The organism is Enterobacter cloacae complex sp. SYL001, assembly GCF_049237025.1.
Lineage (GTDB): Bacteria > Pseudomonadota > Gammaproteobacteria > Enterobacterales > Enterobacteriaceae > Enterobacter > Enterobacter intestinihominis.
On record NZ_JBMKJI010000033.1, the window covers coordinates 1 to 18,061 of the forward strand.

At 59.0% G+C, this 18,061-nt stretch carries 14 protein-coding genes and 1 pseudogene; 4 read left to right on the forward strand and 11 right to left on the reverse strand.

What is annotated here, in order from left to right; all coding sequences use genetic code 11:
• Nucleotides 1-135: 135 nt before the first annotated feature.
• The 4 genes from ACOTZP_RS21260 to ACOTZP_RS21275 form a co-directional block, all read right to left on the reverse strand.
• Nucleotides 136-831 carry an ArsR/SmtB family transcription factor gene (locus tag ACOTZP_RS21260; protein WP_045307861.1) on the reverse strand — a complete coding sequence of 232 codons (696 nt, stop codon included), beginning with the start codon at nt 829-831 and terminating at the stop codon, nt 136-138.
• The gene (locus ACOTZP_RS21265) at nt 806-1,201 is read right to left on the reverse strand and encodes an amino acid-binding protein (protein ID WP_271075038.1); all 396 of its coding nucleotides are present in this window, start codon (nt 1,199-1,201) and stop codon (nt 806-808) included. The genes ACOTZP_RS21260 and ACOTZP_RS21265 overlap by 26 nt, the downstream gene beginning before the upstream one ends.
• Nucleotides 1,194-1,517: an antibiotic biosynthesis monooxygenase family protein gene (locus tag ACOTZP_RS21270; RefSeq protein ID WP_023299242.1), complete on the reverse strand. Its 324-nt coding sequence runs from the start codon at nt 1,515-1,517 to the stop codon at nt 1,194-1,196. Before ACOTZP_RS21270 ends, ACOTZP_RS21265 begins: the two co-directional genes overlap by 8 nt.
• A 243-nt stretch (nt 1,518-1,760) precedes the next feature.
• Entirely contained in the window at nt 1,761-2,240 is a 480-nt protein-coding gene (locus tag ACOTZP_RS21275; protein ID WP_022646934.1) for a carboxymuconolactone decarboxylase family protein, read from the reverse strand.
• A gap of 101 nt (nt 2,241-2,341) precedes the next feature.
• Here ACOTZP_RS21275 and ACOTZP_RS21280 point away from each other — a divergent pair.
• Nucleotides 2,342-3,729, forward strand: a pseudogene (locus tag ACOTZP_RS21280) (PLP-dependent aminotransferase family protein).
• An 85-nt stretch (nt 3,730-3,814) separates the two neighbouring features.
• Here ACOTZP_RS21280 and ACOTZP_RS21285 read toward each other — a convergent pair.
• Nucleotides 3,815-3,976, reverse strand: a complete 162-nt coding sequence (locus tag ACOTZP_RS21285) for a DUF1127 domain-containing protein (protein ID WP_003863073.1) — start codon at nt 3,974-3,976, stop codon at nt 3,815-3,817.
• Nucleotides 3,977-4,152: 176 nt separating this feature from the next.
• On the opposite strand from ACOTZP_RS21285, the gene ACOTZP_RS21290 reads away from it, so the two are divergent.
• Nucleotides 4,153-5,568, forward strand: a complete 1,416-nt coding sequence (locus ACOTZP_RS21290) for a PLP-dependent aminotransferase family protein (RefSeq protein WP_023305386.1) — start codon at nt 4,153-4,155, stop codon at nt 5,566-5,568.
• A 102-nt stretch (nt 5,569-5,670) separates the two neighbouring features.
• Here the strand turns inward: ACOTZP_RS21290 and foxA are convergent, their stop codons facing one another.
• The 3 genes from foxA to ACOTZP_RS21305 all read right to left on the reverse strand — a co-directional run bounded on the left by foxA (nt 5,671) and on the right by ACOTZP_RS21305 (nt 9,226).
• Complete coding sequence (foxA, locus tag ACOTZP_RS21295) at nt 5,671-7,779, reverse strand: ferrioxamine B receptor FoxA (RefSeq protein ID WP_271075073.1); 2,109 nt, start codon at nt 7,777-7,779, stop codon at nt 5,671-5,673.
• Between the two features lie 121 nt (nt 7,780-7,900).
• Nucleotides 7,901-8,854, reverse strand: coding sequence for a helix-turn-helix domain-containing protein (locus ACOTZP_RS21300; protein WP_271075039.1), 954 nt, complete (start codon nt 8,852-8,854; stop codon nt 7,901-7,903).
• Nucleotides 8,855-8,992: 138 nt separating this feature from the next.
• Nucleotides 8,993-9,226 carry a DUF2171 domain-containing protein gene (locus ACOTZP_RS21305; protein ID WP_003863067.1) on the reverse strand — a complete coding sequence of 78 codons (234 nt, stop codon included), beginning with the start codon at nt 9,224-9,226 and terminating at the stop codon, nt 8,993-8,995.
• A 221-nt stretch (nt 9,227-9,447) separates the two neighbouring features.
• Between ACOTZP_RS21305 and ACOTZP_RS21310 the strand changes: the two genes are divergently transcribed.
• Nucleotides 9,448-9,633: a hypothetical protein gene (locus ACOTZP_RS21310; RefSeq protein ID WP_010427252.1), complete on the forward strand. Its 186-nt coding sequence runs from the start codon at nt 9,448-9,450 to the stop codon at nt 9,631-9,633.
• Between the two features lie 38 nt (nt 9,634-9,671).
• Here ACOTZP_RS21310 and ACOTZP_RS21315 read toward each other — a convergent pair whose 3' ends face one another.
• Nucleotides 9,672-10,793 carry a cupin domain-containing protein gene (locus ACOTZP_RS21315; protein WP_171932208.1) on the reverse strand — a complete coding sequence of 374 codons (1,122 nt, stop codon included), beginning with the start codon at nt 10,791-10,793 and terminating at the stop codon, nt 9,672-9,674.
• A 134-nt stretch (nt 10,794-10,927) separates the two neighbouring features.
• On the reverse strand, nt 10,928-11,533 hold the full coding sequence (locus tag ACOTZP_RS21320; RefSeq protein ID WP_022646928.1) for an ATP-dependent Clp protease proteolytic subunit: 606 nt from the start codon (nt 11,531-11,533) through the stop codon (nt 10,928-10,930).
• A gap of 318 nt (nt 11,534-11,851) precedes the next feature.
• On the opposite strand from ACOTZP_RS21320, the gene ACOTZP_RS21325 reads away from it, so the two are divergent.
• Nucleotides 11,852-12,469, forward strand: coding sequence for a response regulator transcription factor (locus ACOTZP_RS21325; protein WP_022646926.1), 618 nt, complete (start codon nt 11,852-11,854; stop codon nt 12,467-12,469).
• Nucleotides 12,470-12,472: 3 nt separating this feature from the next.
• Here the strand turns inward: ACOTZP_RS21325 and ACOTZP_RS21330 are convergent, their stop codons facing one another.
• Nucleotides 12,473-18,058: a trifunctional serine/threonine-protein kinase/ATP-binding protein/sensor histidine kinase gene (locus tag ACOTZP_RS21330; RefSeq protein ID WP_271075040.1), complete on the reverse strand. Its 5,586-nt coding sequence runs from the start codon at nt 18,056-18,058 to the stop codon at nt 12,473-12,475.
• Nucleotides 18,059-18,061: the final 3 nt, after the last annotated feature.

Here is an 18,061-nt window from a genome sequence, read left to right on the forward strand (position 1 = left end):
CAGCCGGACCAGGGCATCGCTGACAGCCCTCAGTCATTTAGAAAGCAACTTTATTGCTTCTGCATAAAAAAATTACTGGGGATCCCTCAGCCCTGTGGGAGAGGGCCAGAGTGAGGGCACAGCCCGCAGCGGAGTTTAGCGGCTAAAATGTCTGGAGATGGCGCCCTGTCCTGAAGCCGTCACAACCACCTCCCTGTACCCCGCCACCCGCTGGATCCACCCTTTGCTTTCCAGATAAAGAAGCAGCGCTGCGCCGGCTTCGCCTCCGAGATGAAACCGCCGCTCGCTCCAGTCCAGGCAGGCGCAGCACGCTTTTCGGCGCGAATGAGCGCTTAACGAAACGCCGAGCTTCAGAAACTGCTCCCGACCATACGGCGTGAGCGCTGAACCGTCTACCTCCAGCCAGCCTGCTGCCTGCATGAAATCGTAGATCTGCACCGCCACCGCGCCTGCGAGATGGTCGTAGCAGGTCCGCGCCTCCCGCATGGCTTTCGGCGCGGTAGTTTCCGGCGGGGTAATGCGGCTCCACGAAAGCCCCATCATCTGTTCCACCAGCGCCGCCACGTCGTGCCCGGCAAGACGATAATAACGATGCCGCCCTTGCGACAGGCAGGTAATTAGCTGCCCTTCAACCAGCCGGGCAAGATGCCCGCTGGCGGTCGACGGCGCAACGTCTGCCGCCGCACTCAGTTCGGTGGCCGTCCACGCCCGCCCGTCCATTAGTGCACAGAGCATTTTCACGCGCGACGGATCGGCCATTGCAGCCGCTACAGCGGCAATGGCCTTTTCCAGCATCGCGCTGTTATCAGAGGGTAAGCTCGTCTTTAACATTTGTCGCCCAGGGTGTGGTGATCTCAGCGGCCAGATTATCATCATCCGTCAGCAGAATAAGGTGATTCGCGTGGTCGCTGTACTGAGTCAGGATAGACACGCCCTTTGCGGCCAGCGCCGCCGCTATCTCGCCCAGCTCGCCAGGACGCTCCTGCTTAAGCTTTCTGATCACCGGCTTTCGCAGCGCCTGCACGGTAAACCCGGCGTCGAGCAGCACACGGCGGGCTTTTTCCCCGTCCTCCACCAGGAAATGGGCATCCGTACCGAAAACGCCGCCCCCCTCCAGCCCCACGCCGTTGCGGCCTAACAGCTGTCCAAAGCGCGCCAGCTCGCCGGGTCTGTCGCTAAAAATCACATGAACGTCATACATCCGCGTGCCCTCTCGTTTCGGAGCTGTACTCCCGCACCAGCTGCGCCACACGAATACGGTAGAAAGAAAAAATCGACTCCCGGCCTTCGGCCTGCGCGGCCTGATGGAAGACATTCTGCTTCCAGCGGCGGACGGCCTCTTCATCCCGCCACCAGGAAAGGGACAGGATTTTGCCGTCGATGCTCAGGCTCTTAAAACGTTCTATATCAATAAAGCCGTCGATGTCCGCCAGCAAAGGCTTGAGTTCAGCGGCAAGCTGCAGATAGCGCGCCTGATGATGAGGCTCCGCTTTGGCTTCAAAAAGGACTGCGATCATGGGTGTCTCTCCGTAGTGAGGGTGTGGAGAGAATGCAGGAGGAAAAACCACAATGCTTCGGTATGGAGCGAAGTGTTTGCCGGATGGCGCTGCGCTTATCCGGCCTACGGGCTCATGTAGGCCCGGTAAGCGTAGCGCCACCGGGCAGGGTTTAACCCACCATCGACTTCGACTCCATAAACGCCCCAATCCCCCACTCGCCTGGATTACGGGCGCTGGTGGCGATGATCCGCGAGCGCGGAATTATTCCAGGTTAGCCTTGTTCAGACCGTAAGCCGCATCCAGCGCGCCCGGCTCCATGCGGGAGGTAATGCCCAGGCGGTTCCAGGCGTTGATCGCTACGATGGCGAAGTTCAGCTCTGAAATCTCGACATCCGAGAAGTGCTCCGCCACGCTGCGGTACAGCGCATCGCTCACGCCATGTACGCCAATCTGGGTCAGCGCTTCGGTGAAGGCCAGCGCCGCTTTTTCACGGGCGCTAAACAGCGGGGACTCGCGCCAGGCCGCCAGATGGTACAGGCGCAGCTCGCGCTCACCGGCGATTTTAGCCTCTTTCGAGTGCATATCCAGACAGAAGGTGCAGCCGTTCAGCTGCGATACGCGAATGTCGATAAGGTGCTTAAGCGCCGGGTCGATGGAGGTTTTCGCCACCTCCATGCTCAGGGCAGAAAGCGCGTTGGCAAGTGCAGGTGTGGCTTTGTGGTGGTTTACGCGGGTGCTCATTGTCTTTCCTCTTTTTGTGCCGTTTTTTTCATGCGATAAGGCAAATCTACGCCGTTAATGACATAGTAAAAAGACACAAAAAGCGTGAAATGAGGTAGGACATGAAGCCGGGCTATCATGAGATTTATTCCCGCTATCGCGACAACATCACGCGCGGCGTGCTGAAGCCGGGCGATAAAGTGCCTGCCATCCGCGTGCTGGCGGAAGAGCTTAAGGTCGCGCGAAAAACCGTCGAGACGGCGTATGCCATTCTGACGGGCGAAGGGTATCTGGTAAGCCAGGGCGCGCGCGGGACGCGGGTGAACCCGGATCTTCTGCTGCCCGCGCAACACGCCCCCGCAGAACAAGCGACCGGCACGCTGCCGGCGTCGTTGATTAGCCAGCGCGAACGGGCCGGTTTTCTGCGCCCCGGCATTCCGGCGCTCGACAGCTTCCCCTATAAAAATGGCTGCTGCTGGCGGGCCAGGCGACGCGCGCCATGCGTCAGGATGAAATGCTCAACCCGCCGGTGCTGGGCTGGTATCCGCTGCGCGAGGCGATTGCCCGCTATCTCAATATCTCGCGCGGGTTATCCTGCACCGCCGAACAGGTACTGATCACCAGCGGCTACAGCGGCAGCCTGCGCCTGATCCTTGACACGCTTGCCAGCCGCAGCGACAAGGTGGTGTTTGAGGATCCGGGCTATTTTATGGGCCAGCAGCTGCTCAAGCGGATCGTGCCCCGCCTGCACACCGTGCCGGTTGATCGCTGCGGCATCGATACGGACTACCTGCTCCGTCATCATCGCGACGCGCGTTTTGCCATCGTTACCCCGTCGCATCAGAGTCCGCTGGCGGTGACGCTCTCACTGCCGCGCAAGCAGCAGCTGCTCGACTGGGCGTCACAAAACGAGGCGTGGATTATCGAAGACGATTATGACGGGGAATTTCACTACACCCGCAAAGTGCTGCCGTCGATGAAAAGCCTCGACCAGCATGACAGGGTGATCTTTATGGGCACCTTCAGCAAAACCATCATGCCTTCACTGCGCATGGGCTACGTGGTGATGCCCGCCAGCACCGTCGGGGCCTTTACCGACTGCGCGGACATTACCACCAGCGGCCAGCCGGTGCTGACGCAAAAAATCCTCACCGCATTTCTCAACGAAGGGCATTTTTTTCGTCATCTGAAAAAGATGCGCGCCCTGTATCAGATCCGCCGCGACTGGATGATTGCCGCCCTGGGTGAGGTCTATGGTGATCTGTTCTTCACCGAGCAAAACGACGGTGGAATGCATATTGTCGCGTTCCTCGCAAAGGGAAGCGCTGACCGGGAGATCGCCCGCTGCTGGCAGGAACAGCAACTACAGGTTAATGCGCTGTCGGAGTGGTATCGCGGGTCGGGCAAACGCTACGGGCTGGTGATGGGCTATAACAACGTGCGGTCATATCAGGAGGCGGTTGAGCTGCTGGAAAGGCCGAAACGGCAGACGCTTGCGCTGTTGAGTTGAAAACCGCCGGGTGGCGGCTGCGCCTTACCCGGCCTACGGTCTCCTGTAGGCCCGGTAAGCGTAGCGCCACCGGGCAACCCTATGCTTACACATCATATCGCGATAACCCAACGTCCTTGAGCTGCTCGTCGCTCATCTGGCTCAGAATGCGGCGGGTACGGTTGATGCGATACCAGTTACGCAGCGTTTTCGCTACCCAGACAAACGCGATAAACGGACGTTTTGAACGATTCTCGTAGAATTCCATGATGCTCTCCTCGCTGTGCCAGTGGGGTTATCATCATGGAAAACGGCCAGTACAATACAGATTCAAAAACTGCTTTTGTTTACCATACAGATCCGCTAAAACGGTATCTGCATGGCGTTTTACCCACCAGTCTGTACTGGTTTAATAATCTGTATGGTGAAAACAAAGGATACAGCATGACGCGCTATCAACATCTGGCCAACCTACTGGCGGAACGTATCGAACAAGGGCTGTATCGCAGCGGCGAACGTCTGCCGTCGGTACGCACGCTGAGCCAGGAACACGGCGTGAGTATCAGCACCATACAGCAGGCCTACCAGATCCTCGAAAATCTCCAGCTGATCACGCCCCAGCCGCGCTCCGGTTATTTTGTCTCGAAACGCAAAGCGCAGCCGCCCGTACCGGCGATGACGCGCCCGGTGCAGCGCCCCGTGGACGTCACCCAGTGGGATGAGGTGATGATGCTGCTGGACGCCCGCGCCGACAAAGAGATGATCTCCTTTGGCGGCGGCTCGCCGGACATCAACCAGCCGAGCCTGAAGCCGCTGTGGCGCGAGATGAGCCGCATTGCGCAGCATAACCCTGGCGAAATGCTGAGCTATGACGTGCTCGATGGTCGTCTGGAGCTGCGCGAGCAGATCGCCCGCCTGATGCTGGACGGCGGCTCCACCGTGGCGGCAAACGAGATTGTGATCACCAACGGCTGCCACGGCGCGCTGTCGATCGCCCTGCTCTCGGTGTGCAAGCCGGGGGACATCGTGGCGGTCGAGTCGCCGTCGTTTCATGGCACCATGCAGATGCTGCGCGGCTTCGACATCAAGGCGATTGAAATACCTACCGATCCCGAGACCGGGATCAGCATCGAGGCGTTAGAGCTGGCGCTGGAGCAGTGGCCGATCAAAGCGGTGATCCTGGTCCCCAACTGCAATAACCCGCTCGGGTTTATCATGCCGGAAGCACGTAAAAAGCAGGTGCTGGCGCTCGCCCAGCGGCACGATATTGTGATTGTGGAGGATGATATCTACGGCGAGCTGGCCGCAGAGTACCCGCGCCCGCGCACCATTCACTCTATGGACATTGATGGCCGCGTGATCCTCTGCAGCTCCTTTACCAAAACCGTGGCGCCCGGGCTGCGCGTCGGCTGGATTGTGCCGGGGCGCTATTACGACCGGGTGATGCACATGAAATACGCCGCGGGCGGTTTTAACGTGCCGGGCACGCAGATGGCGGTGGCGGCGTTTATTCGCGACGGCCATTACCATCGCCACGTGCGGCGCATGCGCCAGATTTATCAGCAGAATATGGAGACCTATACCTGCTGGGTGCGGCAGTATTTTCCGGCAGAAATATGCGTTACCCGCCCGCAGGGCAGCTTCCTGCTGTGGGTCGAGCTGCCGGAGATGGTCGACATGGTGTGCGTCAGCAAGCAGCTGTGCCGTCTGAAGATCCAGGCTGCGGCCGGGTCGCTGTTTTCCGCCTCCGGTAAGTACCGCAACTGTCTGCGGATCAACGTGGCGCTGCCGCCGACGGATAAACATCGCGAGGCGTTGAAAAAGATGGGTGAGGCGATTGTGATTGCGATGGAGGGGTAGTGCGGCCTGTTGCCCTCACCCCGGCCCTCTCCCGCAGGGAGAGGGTGAAAACCGATCCCGTAGGCCCGGTAAGCGCAGCGCCACCGGGCATTGGCTAACGACTCAGAACGTCCACGAAACGCTGCCGACAATGCTGCGCTCTGCACCGAAGTAGCAGTAAGAGAGCGAGTTACACGCCGCAACGTAGCTTTTGTCCGTCAGGTTATTGACGTTCAACTGCGCGCTCACGTCCGTGAGCCCCACTTTCGACAGGTCATACCCCACGACCATATCCACCAGGGTGTATGACGGTAGCGTATGGGTGTTCTGACGATCGCTGGCGATCCCGTTGACATAGCGCACGCCGGAGCCGACGGTCAGGCCGTCCAGCGGACCGCTTTTGACGTCGTAGCTCAGCCAGGCGCTGGCCATGTTACGCGGGGCATAGACGGCGCGCTTGCCCTCCTCTTCCGGGCTGCTCTTCTTGTAGCGAATATCCGTATAGGTGTAGGCCGCCTGCATGCGCAGGCTATCGGTCAGCTGTCCAATCGCCTCCAGCTCAACGCCTTCGGATTCGATTTCACCGATGGAACGGTACGGATCGGTCGGCTCCTCTTTAGTGGCAATGTTCTTCTGGTTGATGCGGAACACCGAGGCGCTGAACTGGCTGTTCATCCCCTCCGGCTCATACTTCACGCCCGCTTCCCACTGCTTGCCCTTCATCGGATCCAGGATATTCCCCTGCTCGTCGGCAAAGCTGGTCGGCGTAAAGGCGGTGGAGTAACTGACGTACGGCGCGACGCCGTTATCAAACAGATACAGCAGCGCCGCGCGGCTGCTGAAGTTGTTTTTATCCAGATCGCTGCGGGTATGGTTGAAGTTGTCGACGTTCGACACGCTCACCTGGTCGTAACGCCCACCCAGCGTGAGGCGCCAGTGGTCAATGGACATCTGATCCTGCAGGTAGTAGCCGGTCTGGCGCAGCTTATGCTTTTCCCTGCTGTACTGGGTGATATAGTCCGGCTTCGCGCCATAAGCAGGATGGAAAGCGTCAATCGGCGGGAAGCCGCCGTAGTAGCCGGTGACGTTGTTGGTGCGGTCCTGGTAGTCCATGCCGATCAGCACGCGGTGGTTCACCTCGCCGGTATCGAAGCTGCCGTCGACCTGGTTATCCAGGGTGATGGCGTTCATCTTCTCGTCGGAGCCGGAATAGCCGCGGTTCAGCTCGGTGTCGTTCAGCCAGCCTGCGGCATACACCTGGTTCAGCTCGACTTTGGTGTGCAGGTAGCGCAGCTTCTGACGCACGGCCCAGCCGCTGTCAAACAAGTGCTCGATGTTATAACCGACCATGTTTTCCCGACGATCGTACTTGTCGTAATCGTCTTCACCTTCAAAAAAGGTGTTGGAGATTTTCTTACCGCTGTGCGGCACGACGGTGCCCTCATACGGCAGGCCGGAGTGGCTGCCGCCTTCCGGATCGCGGTGCAGGTAGGCCATCAGATCCAGACGGGTATTATCGGTGATACGCCAGGTCAGGCTCGGCATCAGCGCGTAACGCTCTTCTTTGAGCGGATCGAACTGGGAATCGGCATAGCGGGTCATCCCGCTGAGGCGCACCGCCACGCGGTCGTTATCATCAACCGGGCCGGTGACGTCGAACATCGCCCCGCGCTGGTTATTGTTACCGGCGAAGAGCTTGATCTCCCCGCCCGGATCGAACGATGGCTTACGGGAGGTGAGCGCCACGATGCCGCCCGGCGATGAGCGACCGTACAGCACGGAGGCCGGGCCGCGCACGACTTCGATACTGTCCAGGAACCACGGATCAACCACCAGCGAGCTGTGGGAATTGGTGTCGCCCATCATCTTCAGTCCGTCGAGGTAGACGTTGTCCAGGCTGCCGTCCGAGAAGCCGCGCAGCACCATGTAGTCGAAGCGGTTTGATGCCCCAATCTGGTTGCTGTAGACCCCCGGCGTGTAGCTCACGGCCTGACGCACGCTGGTTGCGCCCTGCTCTTCGAACTGCTCGCGGGTGACGATAGAGACCGATTGCGGGGTTTCAATATCCGGCGTTTCAAGCTTGGTGGCCGCAGACTGCATCTGCGAGGTCACCACCACGGTGTCAGTTTTTTGGGCATCCTGTGCCAGTAAAGGAAAAGCGACGCTACCGGTAACCCATCCCACCAGCAGTGCCAGACGCGATTTAGCAAACATAACCCTCTCCAGAGATATTTCTTATTGTTAATAAGAATTATTACCTTTTTGAGGGTGCAAACAGCTATGCGCGCCGCCAGGTTATGTATGCGCGATGCTAAACCGCACGGGATACGTTCGCGCGATGGACAAAATTACGTTAGCGGAATTTGCGCACGTCACCCGGTGAAATCCCGTAATGACGACGAAACGCGGTGGCGAAGTTGGTGGCATGCTGATACCCGCACATCCACGCCGCCTGCTGTACGCTGTGGCCTTCCAGCAGATAGCGACGCGCCAGCGCAAGGCGACAGTCGCGGAGATAATCGAAGAGTGTGTAGCCGTAGCGTTGACGGAACTTGCTGCGCAGGCTGCTTGGGCTCATGGCAGCAAGGGCTGCCAGCTGCGCGAGTGTATGGTCACGTTCAGGAGACTGTTCCAGCAGGCACCGGACGCGTTCCAGACGCGCATGCTCAGGGCGGCTCGGGCAGGGCAGCTGGCACTGGTTCAGGCCGTGGCCGAGCAGCTGGTACATGAGCCCCTCCAGCAACAGCTTACGCGAGAGCACGCTTCCCCCCTGCCGCTGTGCATGCTGAATGCCTGACATCACAAACTCGGGAACGTGCCAGACAAACGCGGGGGTATTCAGGCTTTGCCATTCCAGCAGCAGCGACTCAAGCAGGGCTTCACGTCCGGCATCGTGCGGGTACACGCCAAACGAGAGCGTTTTCAGCGTGCTGTCAGCATCGTGACGCGCGCTCATCACCTGATCTTCACTCAGACGCGAGCTGAACGCCATGCCCGGGCGGACGGGATAATCGATACCATTGAGCGTGAGCGTCACGCACCCTTCCAGCACCACCAGCATATAAAGCGGGCTGCTGTGGCGAGAGGTGGTTTCATAGGGCTGTAATACACGTACCTCGGAATGGGTCAGTGAAATGCCGGACGAGAGCGTCATCTCTTCAACATTCCCCTGCAACACGGGGCTGCCGCTGACCTGCTCATCTTTTAGCTGCGGGAAACGGTAGTCGATGCCGTAGCGCTCGCCGAATATTTGAAAATCCTCAACAAAAAAAATGCGCTTCGCTGATGTATTTTCACTCTGGAGCATAATTCGGAGCCTGCATCGGGGAAAGGACAGGCAAAACAGTACCATTCATTTGCCATGGCAGCAATCACCGGGCGCAGACACTATTACGCTCCGGACGAAGCCGGAGCGAAGGCGTATATTTCTTTACGAGAAATATATTTATGCTTCCTGCCACTCAGCAAAAACCTCTTTATGGTTTTTGGTCAGGACAACTTTATTATCTTCGACCTTATCGACCCAGCCGAGAGGAATAAAGTGGTGCTTGCCGCCTGATTCCGGATCGCTCTTCGCAAGCTTGATACGCTCACCATCAAGATGGTCCACAACCCCGACATGCGTTCCGCAGCTGGCGACAACCTGAGTGTGATCCTTAATTGCGCTTTTATCTACCATATTAATTCTCCTGTTTCGGTTATTTGCCTGTTGCACGAAATTAACTGTAGCGCATAAATTCGGACCTGAAATGCGTATTAGCATTTTGAAACATCATTGACAGAACCGAATATTATGTCTATTTAGCGCCGAATTGAAAAAAAATAAGAATGAGATGAATTATTAGCGACTGATTATTTTCCGTTCATAATTAAAGTATCGCAACCAACGAGGAGGTATTTATGACGATTCGCAACAATCGGACAGAAATTTCGCTGGCTCTTGGTGAAGCGGTCTTAGACATCGTGCAAAAAGGCCATGAGGTATCGCGAGAAAATCTCGCCCAGGCGATGAAAATTAAAGCGGAAAAAGAGCGCGACGATGAGCGGCTTCTGAACTACTGGAAGGCCTGTAATATGCTGGTTTAAACGTAGCGGCGTTTAGTCTGACTAAACGCCGCTGTCTGTTACTCGTCGAAGTACCAGTATCCCTGGTTAATCAATCCGGTCAACTCTTCCACAAACGCCGGATTATTCAGCGCTACACCCAGCTCGGCCTGGCCGAGCTGGGTGTAGCGGGACAGCGCGTCCGCCCCGTTCACATCCACCGTCTCCAGCTGTTCGCTGTTGATAAAGAAGCAGCCGTTGATGTTCAGCACGCGCAGCCCGCTCAGGCGTGATAGCGTTTCGCCCCCTTGCAGCGCGTCGAGCACCTCGTCTGCGGAATACGGCGGCTCGGCGGCGGCAATATCCAGCTCGTGACGCGGCGTGGAGACGAAGCTGCCGAACCATTTTGTAAAATCATCCGGCTTGCTAATCATGTCGATCATCATCTGGCGAATGCGATCGAGCTCGTACTGCTCCACGCGGCCCGGGTGTTCGCGGCAGGTCAGATCCGGATCGCTGTAGTGCTCGCCACCCAGATCGTTTTCCAGCGCGTAATCGGCAAAGCTGCTGATCAGATCGCGACCGTTCGGCCCGCGGAAACCGACAGAGTAGTTGAGCGCGGTTTCATGGGTGAAGCCGTCATGCGGGAATCCAGGCGGAATATAGAGGATATCGCCCGGGGCCAGATCTTCGTCAATGATTGGCTCAAACGGATCGACGTGCAGCAGGGCCGGATGCGGACAGAACTGACGCATCGGCAGCTTGTCACCCACGCGCCAGCGACGGCTACCCATCCCCTGAATAATAAACACATCGTACTGATCGATATGCGGCCCAACGCCGCCGCCCGGGACGGAGAAGGAGATCATCAGGTCATCGAGACGCCAGTCCGGCAGGACGCGGAACGGACGCACCAGCTCTGCGGCGGGCATATGCCAGTGGTTCACCGCCTGCGCCAGCAGAGACCAGCCGGTTTCACCGAGGTTATCGAAATGCTCAAACGGGCCATTGCTCGCCTGCCACTTGCCGTTAGCATGGCTTACCAGGCGGCTGTCGACTTCCGGCTCCATCGCCAGACCCGCCAGTTCATCAGGGGTAATGGGGTCGACAAAATTCGGGAAGGCATTTTTCAGCACAACGGGTTGTTTTTGCCAGTATTTTTCAAGAAATTCCGGCCAGTCGAGGTTCAGTTGATACGCCATGGTTAGCACCAGTGAGAGGGGAGACAGGCGCGATTATAGAAGAGACAGCCAGGGGGGAACTTGTCATGGGTCAATCGAGCGCGCGTAGGTCGGGTAAGGCGAAGCCGTCACCCGACGCACGCGCGGGCTAAAACTTAATCCAGGTTCAGCTCGTCATAATGGGTGATCAGTTTGCCCACGATGCCGTAGTCCAGCGCTTCCGCCGGTGACATCCAGAAGTTACGGTCGGTGTCCTTCTTCACTTTCTCCAGCGGCTGGCCGGTGGCGTCAGCAATCAGTTTGTTCACGCGTTCCAGCATGCGGATAATCTCGCGCGCTTCGATTTCGATATCCGTTGCCTGACCGCGCACGCCGCCCAGCGGCTGGTGGATCATAAAGCGGGTATTCGGCAGCGAGTAGCGGTGCTCTTTTTTCGCCGCCAGGAAGATGGTGATCCCGGCGCTTGCCACCCAGCCGGTGCCAATGACGTGCACTTCCGGTCGGATAAACTTAATGAAGTCGTGGATGGTGTCGCCCGCTTCCACGTGGCCGCCCTGGCTGTTGATGTACAGCTTGATCGGATCGTTGCTGACGCTTTGCAGCAGGATCATCTGAGTGATGACTTTCTGGGCCAGTTCCTGGTTGATCTCACCGGAGATGACAATCGAACGGGATTCCAGCAGTTTTTGCTGTAGAGCGCCCGCGCCGCTTGTTCCTTCCGCTTTTTCTTTATCGTCACTGCTTTTCAGTGTGTAGTGCATCGTTATGTCCTCAGCTTGTCGCGCTCAAAATCAGAGTGTAGCCTGTTTTACCCGTCGGCGTCCTCACACAAAACATCGTGGCTCAGGATGAATATCGCCTGTGTCACGCTCTGGCTTCGCAGCCGGAAAGGTCTCTAAAAACAGCGTTCCGATCCTAACCAATTCGCCACATTTTTATTACACTTTCATATCATCTTCATATTGCCGAATGATAATAATTATTAATGTGTTAGTATGAATGAGGATAGCAAACAGTCGCTTACGTTCAAAAAGGCGCATTTTATTCTCGATGGTTTACTGATCACACCGGGGCGGTGAATGGAACACATTGTTTATGTGGTTGATGACGATGACGCAGTCAGGCAGTCCGTTGTTGGGCTGCTGGAATCAGCGGATATACACGCCCTTGGCTTTTCCTCAGCAGAAGCCTTTCTCAGCCATCCCTTTGAGGATTTGCCCTCCTGCGTGATCCTCGATATGCAGATGCCCACGATCACCGGGTTTGATGTCGCAGATGCGCTGAAAGCCAACGGGCGGGAAATACCGATCATCTTTCTCACCGGTCACGGCACCATCCCTATGTCCGTCCGGGCGATCAAAGGCGGGGCCTACGAATTTCTCACTAAACCCGTTGAATCCAGCGCCCTCATTGGCTCTATCGAATCCGCGCTCAGGCTGGCACAGCACAACGCCGCCCGCGTCAAAGAGCACTACGCCCTGAAACAGCGCCACATGTCCCTCACGCCGCGCGAGCATGAGGTGCTTGAGCTTGCCATCAGCGGCAAGCTCAACAAGCAGATCGCCGCCGAGCTGGGCGTCAGTGAGATTACGGTGAAAGTACACCGCCGCCGGGTGATGGAGAAAATGCAGGTCCGCTCCGTGGCCGAGCTGGTCAGGGCCGTCGAGCGCCTGACAAAACATCAGCCAGCGGAATAACCGTTACGCCTCCTGTCCGGCAAGCGGCAGCGCGAAGGTAAACACCGTGCCGTACGGCTCTCTGCGGCGCGCGCTCAGTTTTCCCCGGTGCCGTTCAATGATGCTGGCGCTGATGGTCAGCCCCATCCCCATTCCCTGCGCTTTGGTCGAATAGAACGAGTCAAAGATCCGCTCGGTGAGCTCCGGCTCAATGCCGCTGCCGGTATCGGCGATCTCAAAGATCACCTTCCCTTCGGCGCAGTTCGCGGTGGCGATCGTGATGCTGCACGGGCGATCCGTCACTTCCGCCATCGCTTCCATCGCATTCATCACCAGGTTAAGCAGCACCTGCTGGATCTGCACGCTGTCGCCGATGATAAAGCTGTCGTCAGCGTTCAGGAGATAATCAACGCTTATGTGTCGCAGCTCAAGTTCGCTGCGGGAGAGCATAATAATGTGGTGGATCAGGAAGTGCAGATCGATGCGCGTAAACGTGGGGTCCTGTTTGCGCGTCAGAGATTGAATGCTGCGGATGATCTCCCCTGCCCGCTCGCCCTCGGCAGCGATCTCCTCCAGCCCCTCTCGCACTTTGTCCAGCCGCGCCGGATCGCGGTTGAGCCAGCGCAGGCTCGCGCCGGCGTTCGAGACAATCGACATCAGCGGCTGGTTGATCTCGTGCGCGATCGAGGAGGTCAGTTGCCCGACGGTGGTGGCCCGTGAGACTCGCGCCAGATCCGCCTGCGCCACCCGCATCGCATCTTCCGCCGCCCGCTGGCTGGTGATGTCGGTAATGATGCCGTAATACTCATTCACTTCGCTGCCCACGCCCACCGGATCGCCAATCCCGAGGATGTAGCGAACGGAGCCGTCGGTGCGGATAATGCGAAACTCCGCGCGCATCGACAGCCCGTCACGCACGCTCTGATTAACGAGGTTACCGATCCGGCCATAATCATCCTCATGCACGAAGGTCAAAAACTCCGCCATTGAGATCATCTTTTGCTGCTCCGGCAGGCCAAGAATACGGGCGTACTCTTCGGACATAAACATCAGATCCTGCACCAGCTCCCAGCGCCAGCTGCCGGTATGGCTGATCTGCTCACCCAGCATCAGCGAGGTCTGGCTGGCGCGCAGCTCTTTCTCCACCCGTCGGCGGTGGATGTTTTCCGCCAGCAGCTCGGCGTAGAGCCGTGCCGTCTCCAGCGAAACCGCCGCCTGCGCGCCCAGCAGGCTGACCACGCGCGAATGTTCGGCGGTAAACACTTCCGGCATCAGGCGGTTTTCCAGATACAGAACCCCCACCAGTCGCGCCTGTTTGAACATCGGCACGCACATCACGGCGGCGCCGGACGTCACCAGATAAGGATCCTGGCTGAACGGGTGAAATTCCTCCGGTTTGCCGGTGCGGATCTCCTGCCCGGTGCGGATCACCGCGGCCAGCACCGACAGCGGCATGTCCGTCGCCATCGGTGTCTCTTTCAGGATGCGAACCCGCACCCCGTCGGTGCTGGTCCAGGCGCTGGCTTCGATCTCCGGGATGTGATTATCGCTGACGCGAAGCAGCAGGCCACGCTGCGCCCCGGCCCGTTCAAGCAGCAGCGTCATCAGGTTTTCAATTAAACGCTCGAGGTTGATTTCTTCGGACAAGGCGCGTGAGGCTTTGATGACGCTCTGTAAATCGCGGATCACCTCGTTCTGGGCAAATGCCACGGTGTCGTACGCGCGGCTCTGCCCGGAGGCCAGCAGATGCGGGAAATCCTGCTCCATCTGACGCACCTTGGCCTGCGCCCCAGCGCGGCCCCAGGCGGCAATCGAACCGCGGAAATGGGCGTCGGAGGCGGTCGGGTAGCCGCAGGCCAGCGAGAAACGCCCTGCCAGCTCGTGGGCCAGGGCATTGATCGGGTTAAACCCGCCCTCCCGCGAGAGCCGCACCGCCTTTTCATACTGCTCCAGCGCGATGCTGTTCATGCCGTCCAGACGGACGATTTCGGCATAAATCAGCGCCTCTTTATCGGCAAACGTGCCCGGATTGATCCGCGCCCAGAGGGCAATTTTGTCGTAATGGTGATGAATACTGCGGCGATAATCCGCCGAGAAGGTCTCCGGCGAAAGCTGGCGGGAAAGCGCCAGCGCGCTGTAAAAATGGTAATCCAGCAGATGGATATGGCCCGGCGCGGACCACGCATACCAGCCCGCCCTCTCTAAATCCGCCTGCGCGTCGGCGTATTCGCCGCAGGTAAAGTGCGCCATCCCGCGATAGAGCCAGTACCAGAACAGCATGGTCGAGGTCTGCTCGGGCGCCTGCTCCGGCGGTGCGGGCAGCAGATCGTCAGGCAGCGCCTGGGCGGCGCTCCATGTGCCCGTCACCGGCGTGCGTAAAAACTCCACGTAGCGGCGCTGAATGTGCAGAACGGTTTCAATGTCCTGATAATCCGTTTTACGCACAAAAGCCAGACCGCGATCGATGCTGGTCAACACGCCGTCCAGATGATCGCCCCGGGAGAGGAAGTTAATGATCTGATGACAGGCCGCGAAGCAGGCCATCGTCATGTCGCCGTGGGTCACCGCCGAGGTAAAGCAGGCCTTGGCGCACTCGATAGTGTACGACAGCGGCTGGGTCCAGACGCTGAGCTGGTCGAGCGGCAGCAGAGTTTTAGCTTCATAGGCATCATAGCCGTGGCGGTTCACCAGCTCGCGAGCCAGCGTGCCGTACTCAAACCCGAGACGGTATTCGGCGTAGCGGTGGCCAATCAGCACGCCAAACCAGGCCATCGCCGTGGTGGATGCGCCGGTTATGCCGCGATCGAGCGTGAGGTGCATCATCCGGCACAGGAGTAAGAAGTGCAGGCGCGGGCAGGTAAAGCTGGCGAAAATACTGGCGCTGTAAAGCAGGTTCATTACCGCTTCGGTCTCCGCGCTCTCCATCAGCTTAAGCTGAGTAAACGGGTTCTGCGGCGCGTCGGCGGTGCGTTGACAGAACTGCTGCCAGGCCTCGTCACATTCGGCATTTTCCGGGTAGCGGCTGATCTGGATCCCGAACACGCCCAGCCAGCATAACGACGCCTCCAGCGCCAGGCGGATCTCCGACTGGCGCATATAGACTTCCGCCAGCAGGTTAGCGGCCAGCGCTTTCTCCGTCAGCCCGCCCGGTGAGCCGAGGATCGTATCGCACAGCGCGCGCGTGCGCTCCAGGTGCCCGAGCGCGAACTCACAGCCCGCCTCTTCGATATCCAGCATAAAGTCCGAGACCGGACCCGCGTTCCCCAGCGCTCTGGCGGTCTGGATGTAACTTAAGGCGGAAAGGTAATCGCCGGTACGCTTCGCACGCCGCGCGGCCTGGAGGCTCAGCTCACGGAATCTCTGGCGCTGCGGCGCAGGCTGGATGCAGTCCAGCGCGGCGCTGACGTGGTGAACCGCGCGGAACAGCAGTTCGTTACCCGCCGTCTGCCGCGCGGCATCCGCCAGCAGGCTGGCGGTGGTCAGGTGCAGATGGCTTTTCTCGCCCTCATCCAGCAGGGCAAAGGCGGCTTCCTGCACCCGATCGTGGGTAAAAGCGTACTCTTTCTCCGTCAGCACAATCAGCTGAGCGGTAACCGCCGGATGAAGGGCGTAGCGGATTTCCGCCGCCGACTGCCCCACCACGCGGCACAGCATCTCCAGCTCGCCCGTGCAGCCGAGGCAGGCGATGCTGCCCAGCAGGCGGCGCGTCTCGTCGGGCATCTCTTTGAGCTGTTCAAGCACCAGCGTCACCACGTTCTCGGTGTAATGCCGGGCGCGGATGGCCTGGAGATCGTAATGCCATTTCCCCTGATATTTGTTGTGCACCACCAGTCCGTCATCGACGATGCGGCGGAAAAATTCCTGAACGAACAGCGGGTTGCCGCCGGTTTTTTCATGGATCAGCGTGGCAAGATCGGAGGTGCCGGTACTGCGGGCATGAAAAATCCCCCCGAGCCAGCGTGCCACGGCCTTCACCGACAGCGGCTGCGGCACGATCGTCATGGCATGCTGCGCCGCCTCCGGCAGGCTCGCCAGCGCGGTCTGCAAGCTGGGATCAGAAAGCGAACTGAGATCGCGGTGCGCCACCACCACCAGCAGCGGGATGGCGCCGCAGGCGCGCAGCAGGTAATCGAGCGTTTGCAGGCTGGCGGCGTCGATCCACTGCACATCATCCAGCAGCAGCACCAGCGTCGCGCCCTGGGTGGCGAAGGTTTTCACCAGCGCCAGCACCATATGGCTGAAGCGCGCCCGCGCGTCGATGGAAAATGTATCCGCAGAGAAACGCGGTTTGTTCTCAAGAAATAAATTCAGCTCCGGCACCAGGCTGACAGCCAGCTCCTCGAAGCCTTCCAGCGCGCGCGACAGGCGGATTTTCCATGTCGCCACCTCCCCGGCTGGCAGCCCGAGCAGGTGCAGCGTGAGCGTCCGAAACGCCGAACTCAGCACGCCGTAGGGCAGCGTGGGAGAGTATTGATCGACCTTGCCCACCGCCAGCAGCACCTTGCGCTGTTGCAGCGATTTCAGCGTGGTGGCGATCACGGAAGATTTGCCGATCCCCGACGGACCGCCAATCGTCACCAGTTCCGGCGCACCGCTCTGGCTGACCCGCTCAAACGCGGCGATGACGTCGCTGGCCTGCGGATGCGCAGAGAAAAGCGAATCGGCAAGATGGATCGCCGGAGAGCGATCCTGCTGGCCGGGAATAAAGTCGACGATCTCACCTTCGGCGGTCAGCGTCGCCTGGCAGCGCCTGAGGTCGGCAATCAGCCCGTCGACGGTCTGATAGCGATTCTCCGGATTCTTCTCCAGCAGCTTAAGGATAATGGTCGACAGCATGCCGGGTACGTCCGGACGCACCCGGCCCGGCGCAAGCGGCTCGGAGGCAATGTGGTAATGCGCCCAGTTAGTCTGGTCATCAGCGCTCAGTTCAAACGGCAATCGCCCGGTCAGAAGTTCATAAAGCACGATACCCAGACTGTAGAGATCGCTCCGGCTGTCGACGGCGCGCTGGGTACGCGTGGTGTGTTCCGGTGACATGTAGGCGGGCGTGCCGCCAGACGCGGCAAGCCGGGACTGGGAGAATGCGTCGGAAGTGGCGCAGGAAAGACCAAAGCTGCACAGACGGCTGGTGGCGTCGTGATGAACGAAGATCGACCCGGGTTTGATATCGCCGTGGATCAGGTTGTGCAGATGCATCTGGCGCAGGGGACCGCAGATGCGGATCGCCATCTCGATAAAGCGGGCGATCCCGGAAATCGCCTTACCTGCCCGGCACGCCAGCAGTTCAAAGCAGAACGGCGCGTAGACCAGCGCAAAACGTCCGCGGTACTGGGTTGAAGCGACGGGCCGGATAGCCCAGCCGTCATGAAGTCGATCGCGCAGGGCAAACTCGTTTTTAAGCAGCCGCGTTGCCCGCTCCTCTTCTTCATCGCTGACCGCGGTGGCAATAATAAACGAACCGCCGGACTGGGGATGCCGCCCGTTCATCCAGGAGATGCCGCCCTCCTGCGCCAGCACGGTAAAAATAACATCCTCTTTCAGAACAAAAGCCCGCCCTTCATGGAGACTTCCCCGGGCGGGCCAAAATGCAGGCGACGTTTGTTCGTTCATCCG

Coding starts and splice junctions, on each gene's coding strand:
- ACOTZP_RS21260 (WP_045307861.1), bottom strand. CDS start 831: ATGTTAAAGACGAGCTTACCCTCTGATAACAGCGCGATGCTGGAAAAG.
- ACOTZP_RS21265 (WP_271075038.1), bottom strand. CDS start 1,201: ATGTATGACGTTCATGTGATTTTTAGCGACAGACCCGGCGAGCTGGCG.
- ACOTZP_RS21270 (WP_023299242.1), bottom strand. CDS start 1,517: ATGATCGCAGTCCTTTTTGAAGCCAAAGCGGAGCCTCATCATCAGGCG.
- ACOTZP_RS21275 (WP_022646934.1), bottom strand. CDS start 2,240: ATGAGCACCCGCGTAAACCACCACAAAGCCACACCTGCACTTGCCAAC.
- ACOTZP_RS21285 (WP_003863073.1), bottom strand. CDS start 3,976: ATGGAATTCTACGAGAATCGTTCAAAACGTCCGTTTATCGCGTTTGTC.
- ACOTZP_RS21290 (WP_023305386.1), top strand. CDS start 4,153: ATGACGCGCTATCAACATCTGGCCAACCTACTGGCGGAACGTATCGAA.
- ACOTZP_RS21300 (WP_271075039.1), bottom strand. CDS start 8,854: ATGCTCCAGAGTGAAAATACATCAGCGAAGCGCATTTTTTTTGTTGAG.
- ACOTZP_RS21305 (WP_003863067.1), bottom strand. CDS start 9,226: ATGGTAGATAAAAGCGCAATTAAGGATCACACTCAGGTTGTCGCCAGC.
- ACOTZP_RS21310 (WP_010427252.1), top strand. CDS start 9,448: ATGACGATTCGCAACAATCGGACAGAAATTTCGCTGGCTCTTGGTGAA.
- ACOTZP_RS21315 (WP_171932208.1), bottom strand. CDS start 10,793: ATGGCGTATCAACTGAACCTCGACTGGCCGGAATTTCTTGAAAAATAC.
- ACOTZP_RS21320 (WP_022646928.1), bottom strand. CDS start 11,533: ATGCACTACACACTGAAAAGCAGTGACGATAAAGAAAAAGCGGAAGGA.
- ACOTZP_RS21325 (WP_022646926.1), top strand. CDS start 11,852: ATGGAACACATTGTTTATGTGGTTGATGACGATGACGCAGTCAGGCAG.
- ACOTZP_RS21330 (WP_271075040.1), bottom strand. CDS start 18,058: ATGAACGAACAAACGTCGCCTGCATTTTGGCCCGCCCGGGGAAGTCTC.